Here is a 26091-nt window from a genome sequence, read left to right as displayed (position 1 = left end):
TTGCAGGGAGCACCCTTCGACGCGTCCCTAAAATCGACCGATGCATATTCATATTCTGGGCATCTGCGGCACGTTCATGGGCGGCGTCGCGGCACTCGCGCGCGAAGCCGGCCACAAGGTCACCGGCTGCGATGCCGGCGTTTACCCCCCGATGAGCGACCAATTGCGCGCACTTGGCATCGAATTGATCGAAGGCTTTGGCGCGGACCAGCTGGCGCTGACGCCGGACGTCTTCGTGATCGGCAATGTGGTGTCGCGTGCCCGGCTGGGCGATGGAAGTCCAAAATTCCCGTTGATGGAAGCCATCCTCGACGCCGGCAAGCGCTATACCAGCGGCCCGCAGTGGCTGGCGGAGGAAGTGCTGCAAGGCCGCCACGTCCTGGCCGTGGCCGGTACGCACGGCAAGACCACGACCACGTCGATGCTGGCCTGGGTCCTGGAAGCCACCGGCCGGGCGCCCGGCTTCCTGGTGGGTGGCGTGCCGCTGAATTTCGATGTGTCGGCTCGCTTGGGCACCGGTGGCTCGCTGGCCGGCAAGGCACACGCAGGGGCGAGCGTGGGGGCACCGTTCGTGCTGGAGGCCGACGAATATGACACCGCCTTCTTCGACAAGCGCAGCAAGTTCGTGCATTACCGGCCACGCACGGCGGTGCTGAACAACCTCGAATTCGACCACGCCGACATCTTTGACGACCTTGCCGCCATCGAACGGCAGTTTCATCACCTGCTGCGCACCGTGCCCGCAAGCGGCCGCGTGGTCGCCAACGCTACCGAAGCAAGCCTGCAGCGTGTGCTGGCGCAGGGCTGCTGGAGCGAGCTTGCACGCTTCGGCGCCGGCGGCGAATGGCAGGCGAGCGGCTCCCACGACGCGTTCGACGTCTTGCGCCAAGGCCAGGTGGTCGGCCGCGTCGAATGGACGCTTTCGGGTCTGCACAACCAGATGAACGCGCTCGCGGCCATCGCGGCGGCCGATCACCTGGGCGTGCCTGCGGCCGACTCGGCAGCCGCCCTCGCCTCTTTTCGCAACGTGCGGCGACGCATGGAACTGCGCGGCTCGGTCGCGCGCAACGGCGGCATGATCACGGTCTATGACGACTTTGCGCATCACCCGACCGCCATCCGCACCACTCTTGATGGCCTGCGCCGCCAACTCGATGCCAAGGGGAATCGGCCTGATCGAATCCTGGCCGTGTTCGAGCCACGCAGCAACACGATGAAGCTCGGCTCGATGGCCGCGCAATTGCCATGGAGCCTGGAACAGGCCGACATGGCGTTCTGCCACACGGCAGGACTCGGATGGGATGCGGCTGCGGCACTGGCGCCCATGGGCGCGCGCGCGCAGGTGGCTGCGGAGATTGCGCCGCTGGTCAGCCAGGTCGTTGCGTCGGCGCGCCCGGGCGATCACATCGTTTGCATGAGCAATGGCGGCTTTGGCGGCATTCACGAAAAGCTCCTGGCGGCTCTGAACGTGGCAAGCTGACGGCCATGCGTGCGCAAGAGCTGATCGAGACGCTTCGACTTCAACGCCATCCCGAGGGCGGCTGGTACCGCGAGGTGTTCCGGTCGGCAGCGCCTGTGAACCTGCCGAATGGCCGGCCACAGCGCGACGCGCTGACCAGCATCTACTTTCTGCTCGAAGCGGGCGAGCAGTCGCGCTGGCACCGGGTGCTGTCGGACGAGGTATGGGTCCACCTCGAAGGCGTGCCGATCGCGCTCTGGACTTGCGATGCCGCACTTCGCACCGCACCAGCCCATGTGCGCATCGGCCCCGTGGACGCACACGGCACGCGCCCGCAGCACGTAGTGCCCGCCGGCCAATGGCAGGCAGCGCGCCCGATCGTCGCGCACAGCAGCGGCGACTACAGCCTGGCGGCCTGCATGGTGGCGCCGGGTTTCGACTTCGCCGACTTCTCGCTCATGAAGCCCGATGGCGACGAGGCCGCCGCGCTACGCCACCACTGGCCCGACCTTGCCAACCTGATCTGAGCTTCTCTTCTCACCACGCGATCGCGTGACCCGCGCGCATAAAACCAGGACGAGCAGTGCGAAGTCCGTTCGTCGGCACCCGCGGAACCGGCTCTGCCGGGCCGCCGGGTGCGCCCCATCAGGGGGAGGCGCCGCAGGCGCTTCGGGGGTGATTCAATTCACCCGCGCCGCTGCTTCACCGCCTGCGACAGCGTTTCCAGCACCTGCGCCGAGTCGTCCCATCCGATGCACGCGTCGGTGATGCTCTTGCCGTATTCGAGCCCGGCGATCTTGTCCTTGCCGGGCGTGAATTTCTGGGCGCCTGCCGTGAGATGGCTCTCGATCATCACGCCGAACACGCTCCTGCTACCACCGGCGATCTGCTTCGCGATGTCCTTTGCGACCTCGATCTGCTTCTGGTGCTGCTTGGAACTGTTGGCGTGGCTGCAGTCGACCATCAGCGTCGGCGGCAACTTCGACGCTTCCAGGTCCTTGCAGGCCGCAGCGACACTGGCCGCATCGTAGTTGGGCGCCTTGCCGCCGCGCAGGATGACGTGGCAGTCCTTGTTGCCGTTGGTCTGCACGATCGCGACCTGGCCGTTCTTGTGCACCGAGAGGAAGTGATGGCCGCGCGCCGCGGCCTGTATCGCGTCGGTGGCGATGCGGATGTTGCCGTCGGTGCCGTTCTTGAAGCCGATGGGCGCCGACAGGCCCGAGGCCAGTTCGCGATGCACCTGGCTTTCGGTGGTGCGTGCGCCGATCGCGCCCCAGGCGATGAGGTCGCCAATGTATTGCGGCGAGATCACGTCCAGGAATTCGCTGCCCGCCGGCAGGCCGAGGCGGTTTATGTCGATGAGCAACTGGCGCGCGATGCGCAGCCCCTCGTCGATGCGGTAGCTCTCGTCGAGGTACGGGTCGTTGATCAGGCCCTTCCAGCCAACAGTGGTGCGGGGCTTTTCGAAGTACACGCGCATCACGATTTCGAGCGTGTCGGCGTACTTCTCGCGTTCGACCTTGAGGCGGCGCGCATAGTCGAGCGCGGCGGCAGGGTCGTGGATCGAGCATGGGCCCATGATCACCAGCAGGCGGTCGTCCTTGCCGGCCATGATCTTGTGAATGCTGCGGCGCGTGCCGGTGATCAGCGTTTCAACAGGCGTCCCGCGGATCGGGAAGAAGCGGATCAGATGCTCTGGAGGCGGCAACACGGTGATGTCCTTGATGCGTTCGTCATCGGTCTGGCTGGTCTTTTCGACGTTGGCATGCCAGCCATCGCCGGATGGGGTGGAGGGATGGGTCATCGTGCGGCTCCTGGGTTTGATTTCAAAAGGGCATAAAAAAACCGCCGGGGCGTGAGCGCCGGCGGTCTTGGGGGTGTGCGTTTGTCTTACGCGCTCGCCTCTGGGCCGCCGGGGGACCGGAACCAAAAGTACGAAAAAAAGAAAGCTGCGCGCAGAGACATGGAGGGCGAATGTAGCACAAGAGCTTCAGGCGGTGCCGCCGACGGTCAGCCCGTCGATGCGCAAGGTCGGCTGGCCGACGCCGACCGGCACGCTCTGGCCTTCCTTGCCGCAGGTGCCGACGCCGGAATCGAGCGCCATGTCGTTGCCGATCATGGTCACGCGTGTGAGCGCATCGGGGCCGTTGCCGACGATGGTCGCACCCTTCACCGGGTACTGGATCTTGCCGTTCTCCACCCAATACGCCTCGCTCGCCGAGAACACGAACTTGCCGCTGGTGATGTCGACCTGGCCGCCGCCGAAGTTGGTGGCGTACAGGCCCTTCTTGATGCTGGCCACCACTTCCTTCGGATCCTTGTCGCCGCCAAGCATGTAGGTGTTGGTCATGCGCGGCATCGGAACGTGGGCATAGCTTTCGCGGCGGCCATTGCCGGTGGGCTTGACCTTCATCAGGCGCGCATTGAGCGAGTCCTGGATATAGCCCTTGAGAATGCCGTCCTCGATGAGCACGTTGCGCTGGCTCGCGTTGCCTTCATCGTCGACGTTGAGCGAGCCGCGGCGGTCGGCGATGGTGCCGTCGTCGAGCACCGTGACGCCTTTGGCCGCCACGCGCTGGCCGATCCGGCCGGAGAAGGCGCTCGAACCCTTGCGGTTGAAGTCGCCTTCGAGGCCATGACCGATGGCTTCATGCAGCAGGATGCCGGGCCAGCCCGGGCCGAGGACCACGGTCATTTCGCCAGCAGGCGCCGGGCGCGACTCCAGGTTCACCAGCGCGGCGCTTACGGCCTGCTCGACGTATTCGGCAATGTGGGCCTCGTCGAAGTACGCAAGGCCGAAGCGCCCGCCGCCACCGCCGGAGCCCATTTCGCGGCGACCGTTCTGTTCGGCGATGACCGTGACCGATAGCCGCACCAACGGCCGCACATCGGCTGCCAGGGTGCCGTCGGCACGCGCGACCAGCACCACGTCGTATTCGCTCGCGAGCCCGGCCATGACTTGCGACACTCGCGGATCGCGTGCCCGCGCGAGTTGCTCGACTCGGCCGAGCAGGGCGACCTTGGCCGTGCTGTCGAGCGTGGAGATGGGATCGATTCCGTCGTAGAGCGAGCGGCTCGATGCGATCTTGCGCGCCGGCGACTTGACGCGTGCCGAGCGGCCCGCCGATGAAATGGAACGCACCGTGCGCGCCGCATCGAGCAGCGAGGCTTCGGAAATGTCGTCGGAATAGGCAAACGCCGTCTTCTCGCCGCTGACCGCGCGAACGCCAACACCCTGGTCGATGCTGAAACTGCCGGTCTTGACGATGCCCTCCTCCAGGCTCCAGCCTTCGCTGCGCGTGTACTGGAAGTAGAGGTCGGCGTCGTCGACCTTGTGCGAGGCGATCTCGCCCAGCGCACGCGCCAGATGCGACTCGTCGAGCCCGAACGGCGTAAGCAGGAGGTTCTGCGCCGTGGCAAGGCGCTCGATGGTGGGTTCGCGGGAGATCATCCCGGGATTATTGCTCGCGCAGGTTGTCCGCGTCCGCGGAGGCGATCAATTTGCGAATGCCGTGGAACTCGCGGGCGGGCCCTACGACTGCATGAGTCGCTTGGCGCGCGATATCGACATGAGGATGCCCAGGGCCAGCCCGAGCGTCACCATCGCGGTGCCGCCGTAGCTGATGAACGGCAAGGGCACGCCAACCACGGGCAGGATGCCGCTCACCATGCCCATGTTCACGAAGGCATAGGTGAAGAAGATCATGGTGACCGACCCGGCCAGCAGGCGCGAAAACAGCGTGGGCGCGTCCATCGCGATGGCGAGCCCGCGAAAGATCAGGAAGATGAACGAGACGATCAGGATCACATTGCCGACCAGGCCGAATTCCTCGGAATAGGCCGCGAAGATGAAGTCGGTGGTGCGCTCGGGCACGAACTCCAGGTGCGTCTGCGTGCCCTGCATGAAGCCCTTGCCGCCCACGCCGCCCGAACCGATCGCGATCATGCCCTGGATGATGTGGAAGCCCTTGCCGAGTGGGTCCTTGGTCGGGTCGAGCAGCGTGCAGATGCGCTGCTTTTGATAGTCGTGCAGCACGCGCCAGTCGAAGCCATCGGCGCACAGCGTCGATTCGTAGCCGACGATCAGCGCCACCGCGATCAGGCCGATGACCACCGGCGGCACGATGAGCTTCCACGACAGCCCCGCAAAAAAGATCACCGACATGCCGGCTGCCAGCACCAGCAGCGCGGTGCCGAGATCGGGCTGTTTCATGATGAGGCCGACCGGCAGCGCCAGCAGCACGGTGGCCACGACGAAATCGAGCGGCCGAAGCTGCCCTTCGCGGCGCTGGAACCACCAGGACAGCATCAGCGGCATGGCGATCTTGAGGATTTCGCTGGGCTGGATGACCACGCCCACGTTGATCCAGCGCCGTGCCCCCTTCTTGGTGATGCCGAACACCGCCACCGCAATCAGAAGCGCGACGCCGAAGGTGTAGAGCGGCACCGCGAACGCCATGAGCCGCTGCGGCGGGACCTGGGCCACCACGAACATGATGAATGCCGCCAGCAGCATGTTGCGGCCATGGTCGACGAAACGGGTCCCATGGTCGTAGCCGGACGAATACATCGTCACCAACCCGGCGCAACCCAGCAGGAACACGGCGAAGGCCAGGAAACCATCGAAGCCCTGGAAGATGGGCGCGATGCGGCGCGCGAGAGAGGGTTGCTGGAAGACGGCCGACATGGTCTGCGATTATCGCCCGACGCACCAGCGGGTTGCCGCGCAATGGGCACGCAAAACCGGGGTGACTTCAGCCGCATTACAGTTGCACGGAATCGAATCCGTCCATCGCTCGAGTCCTCGGGCGTGGCGTCCGTGGATGACCCCCGCGACACTGTTACAAAATCCCGCCGGTGGTCGCTGCTGACGCCGACATCCCGCCATACGATGGCATCACCAGACATAAGAGATGGCCCGCATCAACCGTGCAGACTGCGCAAGCCGCTATCAACTTCATAGCATGCGACAAACCCCGACGACCCATTTGCTTTACCTGCACGGCTTTCGCTCATCCCCGAATTCGACCAAGGCACAGGTGATGGCGCGCCGCATGGCAGCGTCGCATCCGGGGGTGCATTGGTGGTGCCCGCAACTGCCCCCGTCGCCGCGAGAGGCCATCGACATGGTCATGCGTGGCATTGCGTCCTGGCCGCGCGATTCGATGGCGGTAGTGGGGTCGTCGCTCGGCGGCTTCTACGCCACCTATGTGGCAGGCATGACCCGCTGCCCCGCCGTTCTGCTGAATCCGGCGGTAAACCCGGCACGCGACCTGGCACGCCACATCGGCACGCAGACCCAGTGGCACGACCCGGAACAGCAGTTCCATTTCCGTCCCGAATACATCGGCGAACTGAAGGCGCTGGAAGTGGGTGCGCTGCCGCGGCCGGAGAACTGCTTCGCCATCGTGGCCAAGGGCGACGAGGTGCTCGACTGGCGCGAAATGTCGGCCCGCTATCCCGGCAGCCGCATCAAGCTGCTGAACCAGGGCGACCACGCGCTGTCGGATTTCGAACGGGCCCATCTGGACGAGGTCATCAGTTTCCTGCACCTCGCATAGGTGTGACCCCCGGGAAGCCGGAGGCGGCCACATGGGACAATCGTCGCCATGTTTGTATTGTTTGAAGAAGCTGGCAAATACCTTGGCGGACGCGTGTTGTCGGAGGCCGAGGCCTCGGCGCAGGTCGAACTCGAGACCGGCAAGCGCGTCAAGGTCAAGGCCGCCAACATCGTGTTGCGCTTCGAGAAGCCCGGCCCCGCCGAGCTGATCGCCGAAGCGCGCGCCCTCGCCGCCACGATGGACCTCGACCTCGCGTGGGAGTTTTCGCCCGAAGGCGAATTCGGCTTCGCCGACCTGGCGGCCGACTATTTCCAGGACAAGCCCACGCTGGCGCAGCAGGCCGCCGCGCTGTTCGGCCTGTTCGACGCACCGCATTACTTTCGCCGCGCCGGCAAGGGCCGCTTCAAGAAGGCGCCCGCCGAGATCGTGCAACAGGCGCTCGCCGCGATCGAGAAGAAGAAGCAGGTGCAGGCGCAGATCGCGGAGTGGGCGAAGCAGCTGGCCGAGGGCGTGTGCCCGGCGCCGGTGCGCGACCAGCTCTACAAGATCCTTTTCAAGCCCGACAAGAACGCGCCGGAGTACCGGGCCGTGGTCGACGCGTCGCGCGCCTCGCAGCGGCCACCGCTGGATTTGCTGGAACGCGCCGGCGCGATCGATTCGGCCTACCAGTTCCACTGGAAGCGCTTTCTTTTCGAGAACTTTCCCAAGGGCACGGCATTCCCTGCCCTGCAGGCGCCGGCCATCACCGAAGCGCTGCCGCTGGCCGAGGGCGTCCAGGCGTTCTCGGTCGACGACTCGCAGACCACCGAAATTGACGATGCACTCTCGGTGCGTGGCCTCGGCAGCGGCACGGTCGTCGTCGGCATCCACATCGCGGCACCCGGCCTGGCGCTGGTGCCCGGCAGCGCGATCGACAAGGTGGCGCGCAACCGCATGTCGACCGTCTACATGCCGGGCTACAAGATCACGATGCTGCCGGACGACATCGTGGATGCCTACACATTGCAGGAAGGGCGCGATTGCCCGGCCGTGTCGCTCTACGCAACCTTCGACGAAGCCTCGCTGGAGCTGAAGGGCACGCAGACCAAGCTGGAGCGCGTGCCGATCGTCGCCAACCTGCGCCACGACCAGCTCGATGCTTTTGTCAGCGAGGAATGGCTGGCCGACGCGAACGTGCCGAACGGAGACGCACCGGCTGTCGCGACGCAATTGCGTGAGCCATTGTCGTTCCTGTTCCGCCTGGCGCGCAGCCTGAAGGCGCAACGCGAAGTCGTGCGCGGCAAGCCCGAGAACTTCAACCGGCCGGACTACAACTTCCGCCTCGAAGGAAACGCCGGCGAGCCCACGGGCGAGGAGCAAGTCAGCATCAGCACCCGCCGCCGCGGTGCGCCGCTCGATCTGATCGTGGCCGAAGCCATGATCCTGGCCAACAGCACGTGGGGAAGCTGGCTCGGCGAGTTCGGCGTGCCCGGCCTCTATCGCAGCCAGGCCAGCCTGGCGCCGGGCGTGAAGGTGCGAATGGGCACCAAGCCGGCGCCGCACGCGGGCATCGGCGTCAAGAGCTACGCGTGGAGCACCTCGCCGCTGCGCCGCTACACCGACCTGGTCAATCAGTGGCAGATCATCGCGGCCGCACGACACGGCAAGACCGCCGCGCTGGCAGCGCCGTTCAAGCCGAAGGACGCCGATCTGTTCTCGATCCTCTCGGGCTTCGACGCGGCCTACAGCACCTACAACGGCTACCAGGCCGGCATGGAACGCTTCTGGACGCTCAAATACCTCCAGCAGCAAGGCATCACGGAGTTGGACGCGACGGTGATGAAGGACTTTCCGAATGGCGCGCTGGTGCGCGCCGACACCCTGCCGCTGGTGTTCCCCGTCGCGGGCGCTCAAGAGCGTGGTGCGCATGTGCGCGTGAAGCTCGGCGACATCGACGAGATCGCGCTCGATGTGCACGGGACCGTGATCGCGCGGCTCGACACGGCGCCTGACGCGGCGTCCATCGAAGACGAAGGCGGCGATGAAGACGAGGAAGTCGCCGGCCCGATCGCGATTGCGGTCGACCTGGCCGACAGCGAGGCCACACCGGACAACGTGCCCGCATGAACCTGCGCGACTTCAGCGTCCTGCAGATTGCGCTCGGGATTTCGATCCTGGCGCATGGGGTGTTGCTGGGCGTGCGATTTGCCAACCCCGAGGCCTTCGACCGCGCCTTCAAGGAAACGGCGCTCGAAGTCATCCTGGTCAATGCGTCGACCAACGAGCGGCCGGACAAGGCGCAAGCCATTGCGCAGCGGTCGCTGGCGGGCGGCGGCGACCTCGAACGCGGCCGGGCGACCAGCCCGCTGCCTCCGTCGGCATTCACCGCGGTGGGCGATGCGACGGAAGACACCCAGCGCCAGGTCGAATCGATGCAGGCGCAGCAGCAACTCCTGCTGGCGCAGATCCGGCAGCAGCTCGCCACCATGCCGCTGCCCGATCCGCGCAACGCGGGCGACCCGGCTGAGAGCAATGCGCGCGAGGAACAGCGCCGCCAGCTTCTCGAATTGCTGGCCGAAATCGAAAAGCGCGTCAATGAAGAAAACGCACGGCCCAAGAAGCGCTACATCAGTCCCGCCACGCGCGAGGCGGCCTACGCGATCTACGTCGATGCGCTGCGCCGGCGCATCGAGGCGCGCGGCACCGAGAACTTCCCCGAGGCTGCGGGCAAGAAGCTGTACGGTTCCCTGACCATGCTGGTCACCATCAACTACGACGGTGGCGTGGTCGGCGCCGAGATCGTGGAGAGCTCTGGCAACGCGGTGCTCGACCGCCGCGCGCAGGCGATCGTGCGCAGCATCGGCAACTTCGGCCGGTTCACCGACGCGATGCGCAGGCAGACCGACCAGATCGTCCTGCCTTCGCGCTTCCGCTTCACCCGCGACGAGACGCTCGAGGCCCGGCCCTCCGCGCCCTGACGCGAGGCGTCTTCGCGATCCGATAGCCAACACCGGGAGAAGGCCATGGACCTGTATTGCGTGATGGGCAACCCGATCGAGCACAGCCGCTCGCCCTGGATTCACGCGCGCTTTGCCGAACTCACCGGCGAAACGCTGGACTACGGCCGGCGGCTGGTGCCGCTCGGCGGCTTTGCCGAAGCGGTCGCGGCGTTTCGTGCCGACCCTGCAGGCACCGCGCGCGGGTGCAACGTCACGGTGCCTTTCAAGTTCGATGCGGCGGCGATTGCGCAGCATGTGAGCCCCCGTGCCGCGTTGGCGCAGGCCGTCAACTTGCTGAGCTTTCGCGACGACGGTGTCCATGGCGACAACACCGACGGCGCCGGCCTGGTCAATGACATCACGCGCAACGCCGGCGTGGCGCTGCAAGGCCGCGATGTGCTGCTGGTCGGCGCTGGCGGCGGTGCATCGGGCGTGCTCGGGCCGTTCCTGGAAGCCGGCGCTCGCCGCGTGGTGGTGGCCAATCGCACGCTGGGCAAGGCGGTGTCGCTGGTGCAGCGACATGCGGCGCTGGCCTTGTCGCACCATGCGGAAATCGAAGCGCAGGAGCTCGACACGGTGACCGGCAGCTTCGACGTCGTCGTCAATGCCACCGCGTCGAGCCTCACCGGAGGCTCGGTGCCGGTGGCAGCCGGCGTGCTGAAGACCGGCGCATTGGCTGTCGACATGATGTACGGCCCCCCTGCGGCCGGTTTCATGGCTTGGGCACGCGACAACGGCGCGGTGCCGCGCGACGGGCTCGGCATGCTGGTCGAGCAGGCAGCAGAAGCATTCGTGACCTGGCGCGGCAAGCAACCGCCGTCGGCCCAGGTATTGGCCGAATTGCGCGCATTGGTTTCGGGCTGATCGCGACGATGCGCGCTGCGTTTCGCTGGGTGTTGTGCCTGCTCGTGGCAGGGCTCGCGCTTCAACTTTTCTTTGTGGTTCGCATCGCCGCGATGGTGGTCATCGATCCGCAATCGACCGCTTTCGAGCGCTCGGAGGCCTGGCAGATTGCAACGCGAGGCCGTGCCAATGCCGACCGCGACTGGCAGCAGCAGTGGGCGCCCTATGCGCGAATCTCAGACACGCTCAAGCGCGCCGTGATCGCGAGTGAAGACGGCGAATTCATCTACCACCAGGGCGTGGAGTGGGAAGCCATCGAGAAGGCACGGCAGCGCAATGCCAAGGCCGAGGAGCTTGCCGCCAAGCGCGCGGCGCAAGCGGCGGCGAGCGGCAAGCCGGCACGCCCGCCGCGCCTGCGCGGTGGCTCGACCATCACGCAGCAACTCGCCAAGAACCTGTTGCTCTCGGGCGAGCGCACGCTGATGCGCAAGGGGCAGGAACTTGTGCTGGCCACATTGCTGGAGTTGATGCTCGACAAGCAACGCATCCTTGAAATCTATCTCAACAATGTCGAATGGGGCGAAGGCATCTTCGGCGCCGAGGCCGCTTCGCAGCACTACTTCAACAAGCCCGCTTCACGGCTGAACGCGAACGAAGCGGCGCGCCTCGCGGTCATGCTGCCGAGCCCGAAGTTCTTCGAACGCCGGCCGACCTCACCCTACGTCATCGGACGCGCTGCGACCATCGTGGCGCGCATGCCATCGGCCGACCTGCCTTGAAGGAATCGGGTGCGTGCGCCCGTATCATCGCCGCCATGTTGGCAAAGCTCGTTGGATGGATCTTGCTCGGTGTCGTGCGCCTGCTCACCGGTGCCCAGGCACGTTGGTACGGATGTCCACCGAAGGCGGAACAGCGCATCTACTTCGCCAATCACCAGAGCCATGCCGACATCGTCATGATCTGGGCCGCGTTGCCCGAGGAACTGCGCGTGATCACCCGGCCCATCGCTGCGCGCGACTACTGGGCCAACACGCCAGTCAAGCGCTGGATCACGACCGAGGTGTTCAATGCGGTCTACGTCGATCGCGGCCAGGCAGCGGCGCCCCCGCCACCGCCCGAACGGGTCGAGCCATCGATGGAGCCGGTCGACGCCATCCAGTTGCCGCTGGTGCCGGCCGAACCCGAGCTCGACGCTGCACCGCCACCCGCCTCCCCGGACGGCAGTGACCCGCTCTCGCCACTCGTCGATGCGCTGAAGAGCGGCGACTCGATCATCATCTTTCCCGAAGGCACGCGCGGCAACACCGGCGAACCGCAGAAGTTCAAGTCGGGCCTCTATGCGCTGGCGAAAATGTTCCCGGACGTGGTGCTGGTGCCGGCCTGGATCGACAACATCCAGCGAGTGATGCCCAAGGGTGAGGTGGTGCCGGTGCCGATCCTTTGCTCGGTGACCTTCGGCGCACCGATGCAGGTCCAGGAAGGCGAACAACGTCGGCCGTTTCTCGAACGCGCCCGCGACGCGGTGGTCGCGCTGCGCGATGTCTAAGTTGAAGAAGCCCCGTTCATGAATCAGTTCCTGCGCAACCTGACACCGGAGCACCAGGTGGGCGCCCTGTTCCTGATCGTCTTCGGCCTGCTCACGATCGTGGGCATCGCGACCTTGCTGATCGGACTTCGCGAGCGCCGCGACCAGGCCCACGGAGAGGCCTGGTTGCAGGAACTGAACGACTTCCGCAGCCTGCTGCGCACCAGCTGGCTCATGGCCGTGGTCTTCTGGATCGGCTGGGTGCTGGGTCCGGGCGTTGCGACCTTCCTGTTCGGGCTGATCTCGTTCATTGCCTTGCGCGAGTTCATCACGCTGTCACCGACGCGGCGCGGCGACCATCGCAGCCTGATCCTTGCCTTCTTCATCGTGCTGCCGATCCAGTTCATCCTGGTGGGCACGGCGCGCTTCGACCTGTTCACCGTCTTCATCCCGGTCTATGTGTTCCTGGCCATTCCAACCGTGAGCGCGCTGGCGAACGACCCGAGCCATTTCCTCGAGCGTAATGCGAAGCTGCAGTGGGGCATCATGGTCTGCGTCTACGGCATGAGCCACGTGCCGGCCCTGCTGCTGCTGTCGTTCCCGGACTATCAGGGCAAGAGCGCGTTTCTGGTGTTCTTCCTGGTGTTCGTGGTGCAGAGCTGCATGGTGGTACAGCACCTGATCGCGCGGCGCTTCACTTATCCGCCGGCCGAAAGCAGCGGCAAGCTGCAACGATGGTTGGCGCGCACGCCGTTTGCACCGAACGTGAGCCGCAGTTTCAACTGGACCAGCTGGAGCGTGGGCATGGCCATTGCCACCGTGGTGGGCGGCCTGATGTCGTTCATCACGCCGTTCAAGTACGGGCAGGCGCTGGCGATGTCGCTGATCGCTTGCGTGGCGGGTTCGATGGGCCACCTGGTGATGAAGGCGCTGAAGCGCGATCGGGGTATTCCGAACTGGGGGCAGAAAGGCGTGGGCGTGACCGGAGCCAATGGCTTGCTCGACCGCGTCGATGCGCTGTGCTTTGCCGCGCCGATCTTCTTTCACTCGGTGCGCTGGTACTTCGGCGTGTGAAGGCATGACAGCCCCCAGGCTCGCCACTTCGTGTGCTTCGCCACCCCCCGAGGGGGCTATTCCGCCTTGGGGCGGCCCGGCGGCGGTATGACAGCCCCCAGGCTCGCCACTTCGTGTGCTTCGCCACCCCCCAAGGGGGCTATTCCGCCTTGGGGCGGCCCGGCGGCGGAATGAGAATCCTCGGCATCGACCCCGGCCTGCAAACCACAGGCTTCGGCGTGATCGACGCGGATGGCCATGCACTGCGCTACGTGGCCAGCGGCACCATCAGCACCAAGCACATGGTTGGCGGCGAACTCGCATTGCGGCTCAAGGTGCTGTTCGACGGCATCGGGGAGATTGCCGAGCGCTACCAACCGACTGCTGCGGCCGTCGAAATCGTGTTCGTGAACGTCAACCCGCAATCGACGCTGATGCTCGGCCAAGCGCGCGGTGCCTGCCTGACCGCGCTGGTCGTCAACAAGCTCAGCGTGGCCGAATACACCGCGCTGCAGATGAAGCAGGCCGTGGCCGGCCATGGCAATGCGGCCAAGGCGCAGGTGCAGGAAATGGTAAAGCGGTTGTTGAATCTGCCAGGGCTGCCAGGCGCCGATGCGGCCGATGCGCTGGGCATCGCGATCACGCACGCGCATGTCGGCAAGTCGATGGAGCGGCTGGGCGCGGCGGTGACGAAGGGTTCCGGCGGCGGCTACCGCCAGGGGCGCACGCGGTGATGAATCACCCCCGAAGCGCCTGCGGCGCCTCCCCCTCAGGGGGCGCACCCGGCGGCCCGGCAAAGCCGGTTCCGCGGGTGCCCACGAACAGACTTCGCTGCGCTCGTCCTGGTGCGTCGTGGGTCACGCGATAGCGTGGTGGAAAACTGATAGGGACCGTCAGGCCGCCCGCTCGGCGATCAGCACCGCGAAGAAGCCGAATGCGGCCAACAGGGTCCACTTGAGCACGATCCATCCGAAGCGCCGGTATCGGACCTGGCCGGTGCCGGCATAGAACGCAAAGGACACCCCGGCCACCAGCAGCAACAGCAGGATGGCCCAGCGAAATAACAGCATGGGCTGGTTTGCGGTGCGCTACCAGGCGCGCGCGACTTCGGCGAAACCGGCAGGCGCGCGCTTTTCGTCCTCGAAGGTCACGACTTCCCAGGCTTCGGGTTGCTCCATCAGCGCGCGCAGCAGCTTGTTGTTGAGCCCGTGGCCGGAGCGGAACGCGCTGTACGCGGCCAGCAGCGGCCGGCCGACCACGTAGAGGTCGCCCATCGCATCGAGGATCTTGTGCTTGACGAACTCGTCGTCGTAGCGCAACCCGCCGGCATTGAGCACCTTGGTGTCGTCCATGACAACGGCGTTGTCGAGTCCGCCGCCGAGAGCAAGTCCCTTGCTGCGCATGTACTCGACTTCCTTGGTGAAGCCGAAGGTTCGCGCACGCGCAATGTCGCGGCTGTAGGAGTCGCTGCCCAGGTCGAACTCGAAGCGCTGTCCGGTCGAACTCACCACGCGGTGGTCGAAGTCGATTTCGAAGCTGAGCTTGTAGCCGTGGTACGGATCGAGCCGAGCCCATTTGACGTCATGGCCCTGGCCTTCGTGCACCTCGACCGGGCTGATGATGCGGATGAAGCGACGCGGCGCGTTCTGCAGCACGATGCCCGCGCTTTGCAGCAGGAACACGAACGAGGAAGCCGATCCGTCGAGGATCGGCACCTCGTCGGCAGTGATGTCGATGCGCAGGTTGTCGATGCCCAGACCCGCGCAGGCCGACATCAGGTGTTCGATGGTCTGCACCTTGGCGCCGCCCGATGAAACAGTGGAGGCCAGGCGGGTGTCGGTCACTGCCTCCGGCGTCATCGCGATGTCGACCGGTTCCGGCAGGTCGACACGACGGAACACGATGCCGGTATCCGCCGGCGCCGGGCGCAGCGTCAACTCGACGCGTTGCCCGCTGTGAAGCCCCACACCGACCGCGCGCGTGATGGCCTTGAGAGTTCGTTGTTGCAGCACGGCCGTGATTTTAGGAGCGGGAGGCCCCGGACGCACCACACGCCGCGCTATCGCCGCAATAGCCGACACATCCCCCCCCGAAACCGATTGATGTGACAGTGAGGGTAGCGAGCGCCCCAAGGTCGCGCCGAGCAGCGCAGTCGTACGTCGGCATGGCCGGCAGCGCAGGCGCGAGATCGGGGCGCGCGGTAACTCAATGCCATATCAGTTTTCCACCACGCTATCGCGTGACCCGCGACACATGAAACCGGCGCAGTGAGATACCAGGGATACCGCGGAACCGGCTTTGCCGGGCCGCTGGTATCGCCCCCTCGAGGGGGAGGCGCCGCAGGCGCATCGGGGGTGGTCCACTTCACCCGCGGAACCGGCTTTGCCGGGCCGCTGGTATCGCCCCCTCGAGGGGGAGGCGCCGCAGGCGCATCGGGGGTGGTCCACTTCAATCAGCCTGGCGACGAAGGAAGGCGGGGATCTCGATGTCTTCCATGCCACCCGACGACAGCGCATCCACCTTGGCGGTCGCCATCGTGCGGTTGGTACGCCACACGCTCGGCACCGAAAGGCCATCGTACTTCGCGTTGCCGGATGGGCCGGCCACGCCCACGTTCAGAGTCGGCACGCTGAAGGGCACGTTGTCGGTGCCGGTGCGGCGAATCACTTCGAGTTCCGGCTTGCGGCTCGTGTTCTGGCGCGACAGCCCCGTGGCCACCACGGTCACGCGCATCTCGTCGCCGAGGTTCTCGTCATAGGCGGCGCCGTAGATCACGTGCGCATCGGCCGAGGCATAGGCGCGGATGGTGTTCATCGCGAGCTTGGATTCGGCCAGCTTCAGCGAACCCTTCGATGCGGTCACCAGCACCAGCACGCCCTTGGCGCCCGACAGGTCGATGCCTTCCAGCAGCGGACAGGCGACAGCCTGCTCGGCGGCGATGCGCGCGCGGTCCGGACCGCTCGCGGCCGCCGTGCCCATCATTGCCTTGCCGGGCTCGCCCATCACGGTGCGCACGTCTTCGAAGTCGACGTTCACGCCGCCGTACTCGTTGATGATTTCCGAGATGCCGCCCACGGCATTCTTCAGGACGTCGTTGGCATGCGCGAAGGCTTCGGCCTGCGTCACGTCGTCGCCCAGCACCTCGAGCAGCTTTTCGTTCAGGATCACGATCAGCGAGTCGACGTTCGCTTCCAGTTCGGCCAGGCCGCAATCGGCATTGGTCATGCGCTTGCCGCCTTCCCAGTCGAAGGGCTTGGTGACCACGCCCACGGTCAGGATGCCCATTTCCTTTGCCACGCGCGCGATCACCGGCGCGGCGCCGGTGCCGGTGCCGCCGCCCATGCCGGCGGTGATGAACAGCATGTGCGCGCCGTCGATGGCTGCGCGGATTTCGTCGAGGGCTGCCTCGGCCGCGTCACGGCCCTTGTCGGGCTTGCCGCCGGCGCCCAGGCCGTTGCTGCCGAGCTGGATCAGCTTGGGCGCATTGCTGCGCGAAAGCGCCTGCGCGTCGGTGTTCGCGCAAGCGAACTGCACGCCCTGCACGCCGCGCTCGATCATGTGCGCGACCGCGTTGCCGCCGCCGCCACCCACGCCGATCACCTTGATTTGAGTGCCCTGGTTGAACTCTTCCACTTCGATCATTTCGATGGTCATGTCTGACTCCTTCAATTTGCAGTTGCCGTTATGTAATGAATGAATTTCTTCTTATCTGGCGCAGTTACCGGTGTCGCTTCATGGGGGTGGGCCGGTGCGTCGCCATCGCTCGTTGAAATGGCGAGGAGGTCCGGCGCGCGCAAGCCAGAGCGGGGATGCTTTCATGATCAGAAGTTCCCCACGATGAAGTCCTTGAAGCGGCCGAACGCGGTCTTGACCGAGCCGTTCTTCTGCGCGACCTTGAAGCCGCGCATGCGCGCGAAGCGGGCTTCTTCGAGCAAGCCCATCACCGTCGCGGCGCGCGGCTGCGCGACCATGTCCGACAGCGCGCTCGAATACTTCGGGATGCCGCGCCGCACCGGCTTCAGGAAGATGTCTTCGCCAAGCTCGACCATGCCCGGCATGACGGCGCTACCGCCGGTGAGCACCACGCCGGACGACAGCAATTCCTCGAAGCCCGACTCGCGCACCACCTGCTGCACCAGTGAGAAGATCTCTTCGATGCGCGGCTCGATCACGCCGGCCAGCGCCTGCTTGCTCAGCATGCGCGGGCCGCGGTCGCCGAGGCCGGGCACTTCGACCTGCGTGTCGGGGTCGGCCAGCAGTTGCTTGGCATAGCCGTTCTCGACCTTGATGTCCTCCGCGTCCTTGGTGGGCGTGCGCAGCGCCATCGCGATGTCGCTGGTGATGAGGTCGCCGGCGATCGGGATCACGGCCGTATGGCGAATCGCGCCGTTGGTGAAGATCGCCACGTCGGTGGTGCCGGCGCCGATGTCGACCAGGCACACGCCGAGTTCGCGCTCGTCCTCGCTCAGCACCGCCTGCGCCGAGGCCAGCGGATTCAGCATCAACTGGTCGACCTCGAGCCCGCAGCGGCGCACGCACTTGATGATGTTCTCGGCCGCGCTCTGTGCGCCGGTCACGATGTGCACCTTGGCCTCGAGGCGCATGCCGCTCATGCCGATCGGCTCCTTCACGTCCTGCCCGTCGATCACGAACTCCTGCGGCTCCACCAGCAGCAGGCGCTGGTCGCTGGAGATGTTGATGGCGCGTGCCGTCTCGACCACGCGCGCCACGTCGGCGGGCGTGACTTCCTTGTCCTTCACCGCCACCATGCCGCTCGAATTGATGCCGCGGATGTGGCTGCCGGTGATGCCGGTGTAGACGCGGCCGATCTTGCAGTCGGCCATCAGCTCGGCCTCCTTCAAGGCTTGCTGGATGCTTTGCACGGTGGCGTCGATGTTCACCACCACGCCGCGCTTGAGCCCGTTGCTCGGCGCAACCCCGAGTCCTGCGAGTTTCAATTCGCCATTGGCCAGCACTTCGGCCACGACCACCATCACCTTCGCGGTGCCGATATCGAGTCCGACGACAAGGTCCTTGTATTCTTTGGGCATGAAAAGTCCTTGGGTTCTCTATTTCTTCTTGGGGTCGGTCTTCTTGGCATCCGGAACGACCGTGGTGACGCCGCGCATCCGCAGCGCATAAGCATCGCGATGGCGCAGGTCGGCGGCTTCGACGGACGACAACGAGCGTCCGTATTGCTGCGCCACCGCCGTCACCGATTTCAGGAACACCTGCAGGCGCGACGCGACTTCCTCGCTCTGGCCGCGGCCAAGTTCGATGGTGGCGCCGGTGTTGAGCACGACCTGCCAACTGCCGCGGGCGGACAGTTCCAGTTCGTCGACCTGCAAGTCATAGGGCTGGAAGATCGGGGCCAGCACGCGGTACATGCCGAGCACCTGGCCGGCCTGGTCGACCGGCCCGTCGAGCCGCGGCAGGTCGTCGTCGACCTCGGCCACGTTGGCCTCGAAGACTTCGCCGTAGTTGTTGACCAGTTTCGACGACGAATCGTCGCCCCAGTGCGCCACCGCCCGCTGCTCGGTCAGCGTGGCGCGCAGGCGGTTCGGGAACTCGCGGCGCACGACCGCCTTGCGCACCCACGGCACCGACTCGAAGGCCGTGCGCGCCTTGGCCAGGTCGACGGTGAAGAAGTTTCCCGAGAGTTGCGGTGCGACATTGGCCCGCAACGTGACTTCGTTGTTGTGTGTCACCTCGCCATCGACGCGGATCGCCGCCAGCGGGAAGAACGGCTGCCGAAGCACCCACCAGGCCCCTGCCGCCATCAGCACGAGCACACACCCGACGAACACCAGGTTCGCGGTGATGTTCATGAGCCTGACGTCGAAGGGGACGGTGATGCTGTCGGCCATGTCAGGCGGTCCTCCCCGAATCCAGCGCGGCCGAAGCGAGCACGCGCAGGCAGAGGTCTTCGTAGCTCGTACCCGCGGCGCGCGCGGACATCGGCACCAGCGAATGCGAGGTCATGCCGGGCGACGTGTTCATCTCGAGCAGGAAGGGCTTGCGATCGCTGGCGCGGATCATCAGGTCGGCGCGGCCCCACCCGCGACAGCCTAGCGTGTGGTAGGCGGCCAGCGTGATGTGCTGGATCGCGCGCTCCTCCGCCTCGGGCAAGCCGCTTGGGCAGTGGTACTTCACGTCGTCGGTGAAGTACTTGTTCTGATAGTCGTAGGCACCCTCGGGGGCGGCGATGCGCACGACCGGCAGCGCCACCGCATTCAGGCCCTCGCCGAGCACGGCGCAAGTCACTTCCTCACCCTCGATGAACTCTTCGCACAGCACATCGGCGTCGTACTTGGCGGACAGCGTGACCGCGTCCTGCATCTGCGAATAGCCCTGAACCTTGGTCACGCCGATCGACGAACCTTCGCGCGGCGGCTTGACGATGAGCGGCAGGCCCAGCACGTCCGGCACGGCGCGGATCTGCTCGCGGCTTTGCTGGTCGAACGCGAGGCGCACGTACTTCGGAGTCGGCAAGCCGTCGGCCTGCCACATGCGCTTGGTCATGACCTTGTCCATGGCCAGGCTCGACGCCAGCACGCCGGAGCCGGTGTAGGGCACGCCGAGCAGTTCGAGCGCGCCCTGCACGGTCCCGTCTTCGCCATGGCGGCCATGCAGCGCGATGAAGCAGCGCGCAAAGCCCTCGCGCTTGAGCTCGGCCAAGTCGCGTTGCGCCGGATCGAAGGCATGCGCGTCGACGCCGCGCGACCGCAGCGCCTCCAGCACGCCGGTACCTGACAGCAGCGAGATTTCGCGCTCGGCGGAACTGCCGCCGAACAGCACGGCCACCTTGCCCATGGATTTGACGTCGATGCTCACAGTGCCCGCCCCTCGCGCAGAAGGCGCTCCGGCCGCTGCGACGCCATCCCGCCGAGTTCCACGACCCGGGCCGGCACGGCGCCGATCGAACCTGCACCCATGCAGATCACTACATCTCCGTCGCGCGCGTTGTCTAGGATGGCCTGCGGCATCGCGGCGATGTCATCGACGAACACCGGCTCGACCTTGCCGGACACTCGCAATGCACGCGCCAGCGAACGGCCATCGGCCGCCACGATCGGCTGCTCGCCGGCCGCGTAGACCTCGCCGAGCAGCACCGCATCGGCAGTGCCGATGACCTTGACGAAATCCTCGAAGCAGTCGCGCGTGCGGGTGAAGCGATGCGGCTGGAAGGCCAGCACCAGGCGACGGCCCGGGAAGGCGCCGCGCGCCGCTGCGATCGTGGCTGCCATTTCGACCGGGTGATGGCCGTAGTCGTCGATCAGTGTGAAACCGCCATCGGACTGCTCGCCTTGCACGGCAACATCGCCGTAACGCTGGAAGCGGCGACCCACGCCCGTGAATTCGGCGAGGCCGCGCTGGACGGCTTCGTCCGGCACGTTGAGTTCGACACCCACCGCAATCACGGACAGCGCATTGAGCACGTTGTGCTCGCCGGGCAGGTTCAGCACGATGTCCAGATCGGGCAGCGTGACGCCGTTGCGGCGCTGCACCGTGAAATGCATCTGCCCACCGACCGCGCGCACGTTGATGGCACGCACCTGGGCGCCTTCGTTGAATCCGTAGCTCGTCACCGGGCACGACACCTCCGGCACGATCTCGCGCACCGCCGGATCGTCGGTGCAGAGGATCGCCACGCCGTAGAAGGGCATGCGGTGCAGGAAGTCGACGAAGGCCTTCTTCAGCTTGCCGAAGTCGTGGCCGTAGGTCTCCATGTGGTCGGCGTCGATGTTCGTGACCACGGCCATGATCGGCAGCAGGTTCAGGAACGACGCATCCGACTCGTCGGCCTCCACCACGATGTAGTCACCGCTGCCCAGTTGCGCGTTGGCGCCGGCGCTGTTGAGCCGGCCGCCGATGACAAAGGTCGGATCGAGTCCCGCGGCGGCGAGCACGCTGGCCACCAGGCTGGTGGTGGTCGTCTTGCCATGCGTGCCGGCGATGGCGATGCCCTGCTTGAGGCGCATCAATTCGGCCAGCATCAGCGCGCGCGGCACCACCGGGATCTTCTTCGCGCGCGCGGCCATCACCTCCGGATTGCTGCCGCCCCGCACTGCCGTCGAGGTGACGACCGCATCGGCCCCCGCGATGTTGGCGGCATCGTGGCCCACGTACGTGTGGATGCCGAGGCCCGCAAGGCGGCGCAGCGTGGCGCTGTCGGCCAGGTCCGAGCCAGAGATGGTGTAGCCGAGGTTGAGCAGCACTTCGGCGATGCCGCTCATGCCGACGCCACCGATGCCGACGAAATGGATGTGGTGGATCGCGTGCTTCATTTGGCCAACTCCTCACACGCGCGGACGACCTCGTCGACCGCTTCTGTCTTTTGCATCGTCTTGGCGCGCAGCGCGTGCTGCATCAAGGTCGAGCGTTCTGTTTTCTGTAGCAAATCAGCCAACCATTCAGGGGTCAGGTCGGTCTGCTGCACCAGCCAGCCGCCACCCGCATCGACGAGGAAGCGGGCGTTGGTGGTCTGGTGGTCGTCGACCGCCGAGGGAAAAGGAACAAACAGCGTGGCAGCGCCCACGGCTGCGATTTCGGTGACGGTGCTGGCGCCGGCCCGCGCGACGATGAGGTCGGCGTCGGCATAGGCGACGGCGGTGTCTTCGATGAACGGCAGCAGCGTGCCTTCGACGCCCGCTGCCGCGTAGTTGGCGCGCAGTTCTTCGATCTGCTTGCTGCCGCTCTGGTGCAGGACGCTGGGGCGCGTTGCCGGCGAGATCAGCGCCAGCGCCTTGGGCACAACCGCATTGAGCGCCTTCGCGCCCAGGCTGCCACCGACCACCAGCAGCTTGAGCGGCCCGGTGCGGCCCGCGAAACGCTCCTGCGGACCGGGCTGCGACAGGAACGCGGCGCGCAACGGATTGCCCACCCACTTCGCGTTCTTCAGCACGTTGGGAAACGCGCTGAACACACGGTCGGCCACGCCGGCCAGCACCTTGTTGGCCAGGCCTGCGACCGAGTTCTGCTCATGCAGCACCAGCGGCTTGCCGAGCAGCACGCTCATCATCCCGCCGGGGAAGGTGATGTAGCCGCCGAGGCCGATCACCACGTCAGGACGCACGCGACGAACCACCGCGATGCTCTGCATGAACGCGCGCAGCAGCTTGAGCGGCAGCAACAGCAGCGTCATCGGGCCCTTGCCGCGCACGCCGCCGAACTGCACCGGCTCGAAGGCGAAGCCGCGCGGCGGCACCAGTTGCTGCTCCATGCTGCCCGGTGCGCCTAGCCAATGCACGCGCCAGCCCCGCGTGCGCAACGCTTCGGCCACGGCCAGGCCCGGGAAGATGTGCCCGCCCGTGCCGCCGGCCATGACGAGTGCCGTCTTCATATGCGGCCACCTCGCATGAGGACACGGTTCTCGTAGTCGATGCGCAGCACCACGGCCAGTGCGATGAGGTTCAACAGGATCGCGGACCCGCCAAAGCTCATCAACGGCAGCGTCAACCCCTTGGTCGGCAATGCGCCCAGGTTCACGCCCATGTTGATGAAGGTCTGGAAGCCGATCCAGATGCCGATGCCTTGCGCGACGAGGCCCGAGAACACGCGGTCCAGCGCAATGGCCTGGCGGCCGATGTGCATGATGCGGCGCGTGAGCCAGAAGAACAGCGCGATAGCCAGCAGCACGCCGACCAGGCCGAACTCCTCGCCGATCACCGCCATCAGGAAGTCGGTGTGCGCCTCCGGCAGCCAGTGCAGTTTCTCGACGCTGCCGCCAAGGCCGACGCCGAAGACCTCGCCGCGCCCGATCGCGATGAGCGAGTGCGACAGCTGGTAGCCCTTGCCGAGCGCGTTGTTTTCGCCGAATGGATCGAGGTACGCAAAGATGCGCTCGCGCCGCCACGGCGACGAGGCCACGATCATTCCGAAGGCCACCACGACGAGCATCGCGATCACGAAGAACATGCGTGCGTTGACGCCACCCAGGAACAGGATGCCCATCGCGATGACCGCGATCACCATGAACGCGCCCATGTCGGGCTCGGCCAGCAGCAGCATGCCGACCACCACCACCGCCACGCCCATCGGCAACACGGCGCGGAAGAAGCGCTCCTTGATCTCCATCTTGCGCACCATGTAGCTGGCGGCATAGAACACCATCGCCAGCTTGGCCAGTTCCGAAGGCTGGAAGCTCATGAAGCCGAGCGGGATCCAGCGGCGCGCGCCATTCACGCTGCGGCCCACGTGCGGAACCAGCACAGCCACCAGCAACAGCAGGGAGGCGATGAACAGCCACGGCGCGGCGCGCTCCCAGGTCTTCATCGGCACCTGGAAGGCGAGCAGCGCGGCCACGAAGGCCACGCAGAGGAACAACGCATGCCGCAACACGAAGTACGACTGGCTGTAGTTCATGCGCGAGAAGCGCGGGTTGTCGCCAAGCGCGATGGAGGCCGAATAGACCATCACGAGACCCCACGCCAGCAGCGCCAGCGTGACCCAGAGCAGTGCCTGGTCGAAGCCGAGCACGCGCATCGGCGCAGCCTTGGTCTGGGAGATGTCGGCGCCGCCGAGACGCACGGGCAGGTGCACAGGCAACGCGTCGATGCCGCTCTTGGCACGACGGAACCAGCCGCCGAAGCGACCGCCTTCCCGCGGGGTGGCAGCCACGGTCTGGTTCATTGCGCTTCTCCCTCGGACGGCGAATTCGCGAGTTCCTCGACGGCCTCGCAGAACATGGCAGCGCGGTGCGCGTAGTCCTTGAACATGTCGAAGCTGGCGCATGCCGGTGAAAGCAACACGGCATCGCCCGGATGGGCATGCCTTGCGGCTTCACGCACGGCTTTGTCCATCGAAGCGGCATGCGCGAGCGTGACGCCCGTGCCCGCCAGTGCCTCCTCGATGATCGGCGCATCGCGGCCGATGAGGACGACCGCGCGCGCATACTGCCGCACCGGTGCGGCCAGCGGCGTGAAGTCCTGTCCCTTGCCTTCGCCGCCGAGGATCGCGACGATGCGCCGGTCGACGCCCAGTCCAGTCAGCGCAGCCACGGTGGCGCCGACATTGGTGCCCTTGCTGTCGTCGAAGTATTCGACCTCGCGGACGATCGTCACCGGCTCCACGCGATGCGGCTCGCCGTGGTATTCGCGCAGGCCATAGAGCATCGGGCCCAGCGGGCAGCCGGCGGCGCTTGCGAGCGCCAGTGCCGCGAGCGCGTTGAGCGCGTTGTGCTGGCCGCGGATGCGCAACGCATTGGCCGGCAGCAGGCGCTGCACGAAGATCTCTTCCTCGGCCTGCGCGGCACCGCGCTTGCGCTTCTGTGTTTCATCGGCCTCCAGTGCGCGCACCAGCCAGGCCATGCCATGGACGCGCTCGATGCCGAAGTCGCCCGGGCGCAGCGGCATGCCCGCGCCGAAAGTGACATGACTGCGGACCTGCGGACGCTGCAATTTCACGCGGATGGGCGCCGGCAGCATCCGCATCACGGCGTCGTCGTCGCGGTTCAGGACCAGCAGGCCCTTGCTGCCGAAGATGCGCGCCTTGGCCGCGCCATAGGCAGCCATGTCGCCGTGCCAGTCGAGGTGGTCCTGCGTCAGGTTCAATACCGTGGCAGCGGTGGGCTCGAAGCCCTGCACGCCGTCGAGTTGGAAGCTCGACAACTCCAGCACCCAGACATCCGGCAGCGTGTCGGCATCGATGTGCGCGGACAGGGTGTCCAGCAGGGTCGGGCCGATGTTGCCCGCGACAGCGACTGTCTTGCCTGCGCGTTCGACCAACTGGCCAGTGAGCGCGGTGACGGTCGTCTTGCCGTTGGTGCCGGTGACGGCAAGCACCGCGGGCGCGTACCCCGTGGGCGGCAACGGTTGCGGCGCGAGCAGGGGCAGGGGCGAGGGCGACTCTTCTTCCGGCACCGCGAGCGCGGCAGGCACCGAGAGTTCGGCCATGCGCGCGACGAATTCGGCCGCTTCCTTGGCCGCGCTGTGCACGTAGGGCTTGCCGGGAGGCGGAGCGACTGGGATCGCACCCGTGGCGGGAGATGAGGCGGACGGAACGCTCGATGCGGCATCGAAAGCGAAAGGCGGCATCGCGTCCGCGGCGGACGGCGCGGAGTCGGCAACCGGGACTTCGCTCGGCGTCTCCGCTGGTTCTGTCGCGGCATGTTCGTCCGGCGCCACGAGGGCTGCGTCGGAATCGACCGGCGCGAGCGACGCACCGGCCATCCCGGCCGTCGCGACGCCAGATACAGCGGGCATTTCAGCGGGCTCGACGGGTTCGGCCACCTCGTGCAGCGTGACCGAAGCCTGCTGCCCTGCCATTGGCTCTTCCGACGGTGCTTCCGTCGCTGTCTGCGGCTCGGCGACTTCGGGCACGTCAACCGTCCGCAGGTCCAGCAGCGCACGCGCAAACAGATCCAGTTCACCCCCCACCGGCAAGCCCATGGCCCTTGCCGCGTCGACAACCGGCGCGATGGTCGCGGGCGCCAGCCCCGGCGAGCGATAGACCGCTCGCATCGTGGTCCCTTCCACCAGCGCGGCGGTGAACACGCCGCCGACGAAAGCCACGTCCGGCATCTCTTCGCGCAACTTGCCCAATTGCGGCGGCGCATCGCGCGTGTCCGCCACGGTCACCTGCGCGCCGTTGCGCACGCACCAGCGCGCCATGGCCATCCCCGAGGCGCCAAGGCCAAGGATCAGGACGGGAAGGTCTTTCAGATGCTTCACG

General features: G+C 66.3%; 23 protein-coding genes. 10 read left to right on the top strand and 13 right to left on the bottom strand.

What is annotated here, in order from left to right; genetic code table 11:
* The first annotated feature begins 40 nt into the window (after positions 1-40).
* A complete protein-coding gene (mpl, locus tag WKW80_RS00375) occupies positions 41-1480 on the top strand; it encodes a UDP-N-acetylmuramate:L-alanyl-gamma-D-glutamyl-meso-diaminopimelate ligase (protein WP_340361552.1) in 1440 nt (479 codons plus the stop codon).
* Entirely contained in the window at positions 1477-1986 is a 510-nt protein-coding gene (locus tag WKW80_RS00370) for a cupin domain-containing protein (protein ID WP_340362170.1), read from the top strand. The genes mpl and WKW80_RS00370 overlap by 4 nt, the downstream gene beginning before the upstream one ends.
* Positions 1987-2144: 158 nt before the next feature.
* Here WKW80_RS00370 and WKW80_RS00365 read toward each other — a convergent pair whose 3' ends face one another.
* From WKW80_RS00365 to rodA, 3 genes are all read right to left on the bottom strand, one after another.
* On the bottom strand, positions 2145-3263 hold the full coding sequence (locus tag WKW80_RS00365) for a 3-deoxy-7-phosphoheptulonate synthase (protein WP_340361551.1): 1119 nt from the start codon (positions 3261-3263) through the stop codon (positions 2145-2147).
* A 186-nt stretch (positions 3264-3449) separates the two neighbouring features.
* Complete coding sequence (gene tldD, locus WKW80_RS00360; RefSeq protein ID WP_340361550.1) at positions 3450-4910, bottom strand: metalloprotease TldD; 1461 nt, start codon at positions 4908-4910, stop codon at positions 3450-3452.
* 81 nt (positions 4911-4991) lie between these two features.
* Positions 4992-6146: a rod shape-determining protein RodA gene (gene rodA / locus WKW80_RS00355; RefSeq protein WP_340361549.1), complete on the bottom strand. Its 1155-nt coding sequence runs from the start codon at positions 6144-6146 to the stop codon at positions 4992-4994.
* A 277-nt stretch (positions 6147-6423) separates the two neighbouring features.
* On the opposite strand from rodA, the gene WKW80_RS00350 reads away from it, so the two are divergent.
* The 8 genes from WKW80_RS00350 (at position 6424) to ruvC (ending at position 14153) form a co-directional block, all read left to right on the top strand.
* A complete protein-coding gene (locus tag WKW80_RS00350) occupies positions 6424-7020 on the top strand; it encodes a YqiA/YcfP family alpha/beta fold hydrolase (RefSeq protein WP_340361548.1) in 597 nt (198 codons plus the stop codon).
* Between the two features lie 48 nt (positions 7021-7068).
* Entirely contained in the window at positions 7069-9126 is a 2058-nt protein-coding gene (locus tag WKW80_RS00345; protein WP_340361547.1) for a ribonuclease catalytic domain-containing protein, read from the top strand.
* Complete coding sequence (locus tag WKW80_RS00340; protein ID WP_340361546.1) at positions 9123-9977, top strand: energy transducer TonB; 855 nt, start codon at positions 9123-9125, stop codon at positions 9975-9977. Before WKW80_RS00345 ends, WKW80_RS00340 begins: the two co-directional genes overlap by 4 nt.
* A gap of 45 nt (positions 9978-10022) precedes the next feature.
* The gene (gene aroE / locus WKW80_RS00335; protein ID WP_340361545.1) at positions 10023-10862 is read left to right on the top strand and encodes a shikimate dehydrogenase; all 840 of its coding nucleotides are present in this window, start codon (positions 10023-10025) and stop codon (positions 10860-10862) included.
* Between the two features lie 8 nt (positions 10863-10870).
* Positions 10871-11620: a monofunctional biosynthetic peptidoglycan transglycosylase gene (gene mtgA / locus WKW80_RS00330; RefSeq protein ID WP_340361544.1), complete on the top strand. Its 750-nt coding sequence runs from the start codon at positions 10871-10873 to the stop codon at positions 11618-11620.
* A gap of 35 nt (positions 11621-11655) precedes the next feature.
* A complete protein-coding gene (locus WKW80_RS00325) occupies positions 11656-12387 on the top strand; it encodes a lysophospholipid acyltransferase family protein (protein ID WP_340361543.1) in 732 nt (243 codons plus the stop codon).
* Between the two features lie 18 nt (positions 12388-12405).
* On the top strand, positions 12406-13440 hold the full coding sequence (locus WKW80_RS00320) for a phosphatidate cytidylyltransferase (RefSeq protein ID WP_340361542.1): 1035 nt from the start codon (positions 12406-12408) through the stop codon (positions 13438-13440).
* 170 nt (positions 13441-13610) lie between these two features.
* The gene (gene ruvC / locus WKW80_RS00315; RefSeq protein ID WP_340361541.1) at positions 13611-14153 is read left to right on the top strand and encodes a crossover junction endodeoxyribonuclease RuvC; all 543 of its coding nucleotides are present in this window, start codon (positions 13611-13613) and stop codon (positions 14151-14153) included.
* A gap of 159 nt (positions 14154-14312) precedes the next feature.
* On the opposite strand, the gene WKW80_RS00310 is transcribed toward ruvC, so the two are convergent.
* From WKW80_RS00310 to murD, 10 genes are all read right to left on the bottom strand, one after another.
* Positions 14313-14489, bottom strand: a complete 177-nt coding sequence (locus WKW80_RS00310) for a hypothetical protein (RefSeq protein WP_340361540.1) — start codon at positions 14487-14489, stop codon at positions 14313-14315.
* Between the two features lie 18 nt (positions 14490-14507).
* On the bottom strand, positions 14508-15431 hold the full coding sequence (gene lpxC, locus WKW80_RS00305) for a UDP-3-O-acyl-N-acetylglucosamine deacetylase (RefSeq protein ID WP_340361539.1): 924 nt from the start codon (positions 15429-15431) through the stop codon (positions 14508-14510).
* Positions 15432-15867: 436 nt separating this feature from the next.
* Positions 15868-17073, bottom strand: a complete 1206-nt coding sequence (gene ftsZ / locus WKW80_RS00300; RefSeq protein WP_340361538.1) for a cell division protein FtsZ — start codon at positions 17071-17073, stop codon at positions 15868-15870.
* Positions 17074-17240: 167 nt separating this feature from the next.
* A complete protein-coding gene (gene ftsA / locus WKW80_RS00295) occupies positions 17241-18470 on the bottom strand; it encodes a cell division protein FtsA (protein WP_340361537.1) in 1230 nt (409 codons plus the stop codon).
* A gap of 18 nt (positions 18471-18488) precedes the next feature.
* Positions 18489-19286, bottom strand: coding sequence for a cell division protein FtsQ/DivIB (locus WKW80_RS00290; RefSeq protein WP_340361536.1), 798 nt, complete (start codon positions 19284-19286; stop codon positions 18489-18491).
* 1 nt (position 19287) lies between these two features.
* Entirely contained in the window at positions 19288-20232 is a 945-nt protein-coding gene (locus WKW80_RS00285; RefSeq protein WP_422822844.1) for a D-alanine--D-alanine ligase, read from the bottom strand.
* A 17-nt stretch (positions 20233-20249) separates the two neighbouring features.
* The gene (murC, locus tag WKW80_RS00280) at positions 20250-21707 is read right to left on the bottom strand and encodes a UDP-N-acetylmuramate--L-alanine ligase (protein WP_340361534.1); all 1458 of its coding nucleotides are present in this window, start codon (positions 21705-21707) and stop codon (positions 20250-20252) included.
* Entirely contained in the window at positions 21704-22762 is a 1059-nt protein-coding gene (murG, locus tag WKW80_RS00275; protein WP_340361533.1) for an undecaprenyldiphospho-muramoylpentapeptide beta-N-acetylglucosaminyltransferase, read from the bottom strand. The genes murC and murG overlap by 4 nt, the downstream gene beginning before the upstream one ends.
* The gene (gene ftsW, locus WKW80_RS00270) at positions 22759-24051 is read right to left on the bottom strand and encodes a putative lipid II flippase FtsW (RefSeq protein WP_340361532.1); all 1293 of its coding nucleotides are present in this window, start codon (positions 24049-24051) and stop codon (positions 22759-22761) included. Before ftsW ends, murG begins: the two co-directional genes overlap by 4 nt.
* Positions 24048-26090, bottom strand: a complete 2043-nt coding sequence (gene murD / locus WKW80_RS00265; RefSeq protein WP_340361531.1) for a UDP-N-acetylmuramoyl-L-alanine--D-glutamate ligase — start codon at positions 26088-26090, stop codon at positions 24048-24050. The genes ftsW and murD overlap by 4 nt, the downstream gene beginning before the upstream one ends.
* Between the last annotated feature and the right edge of the window lies 1 nt (position 26091).

This window comes from Variovorax humicola, from assembly GCF_037889915.1.
In the GTDB taxonomy this organism is placed as follows: Bacteria; Pseudomonadota; Gammaproteobacteria; order Burkholderiales; family Burkholderiaceae_C; genus Variovorax; species Variovorax humicola.
Note: the sequence above shows the minus strand (reverse complement) of the source record. Positions and strands in the feature narration are given on the sequence as shown.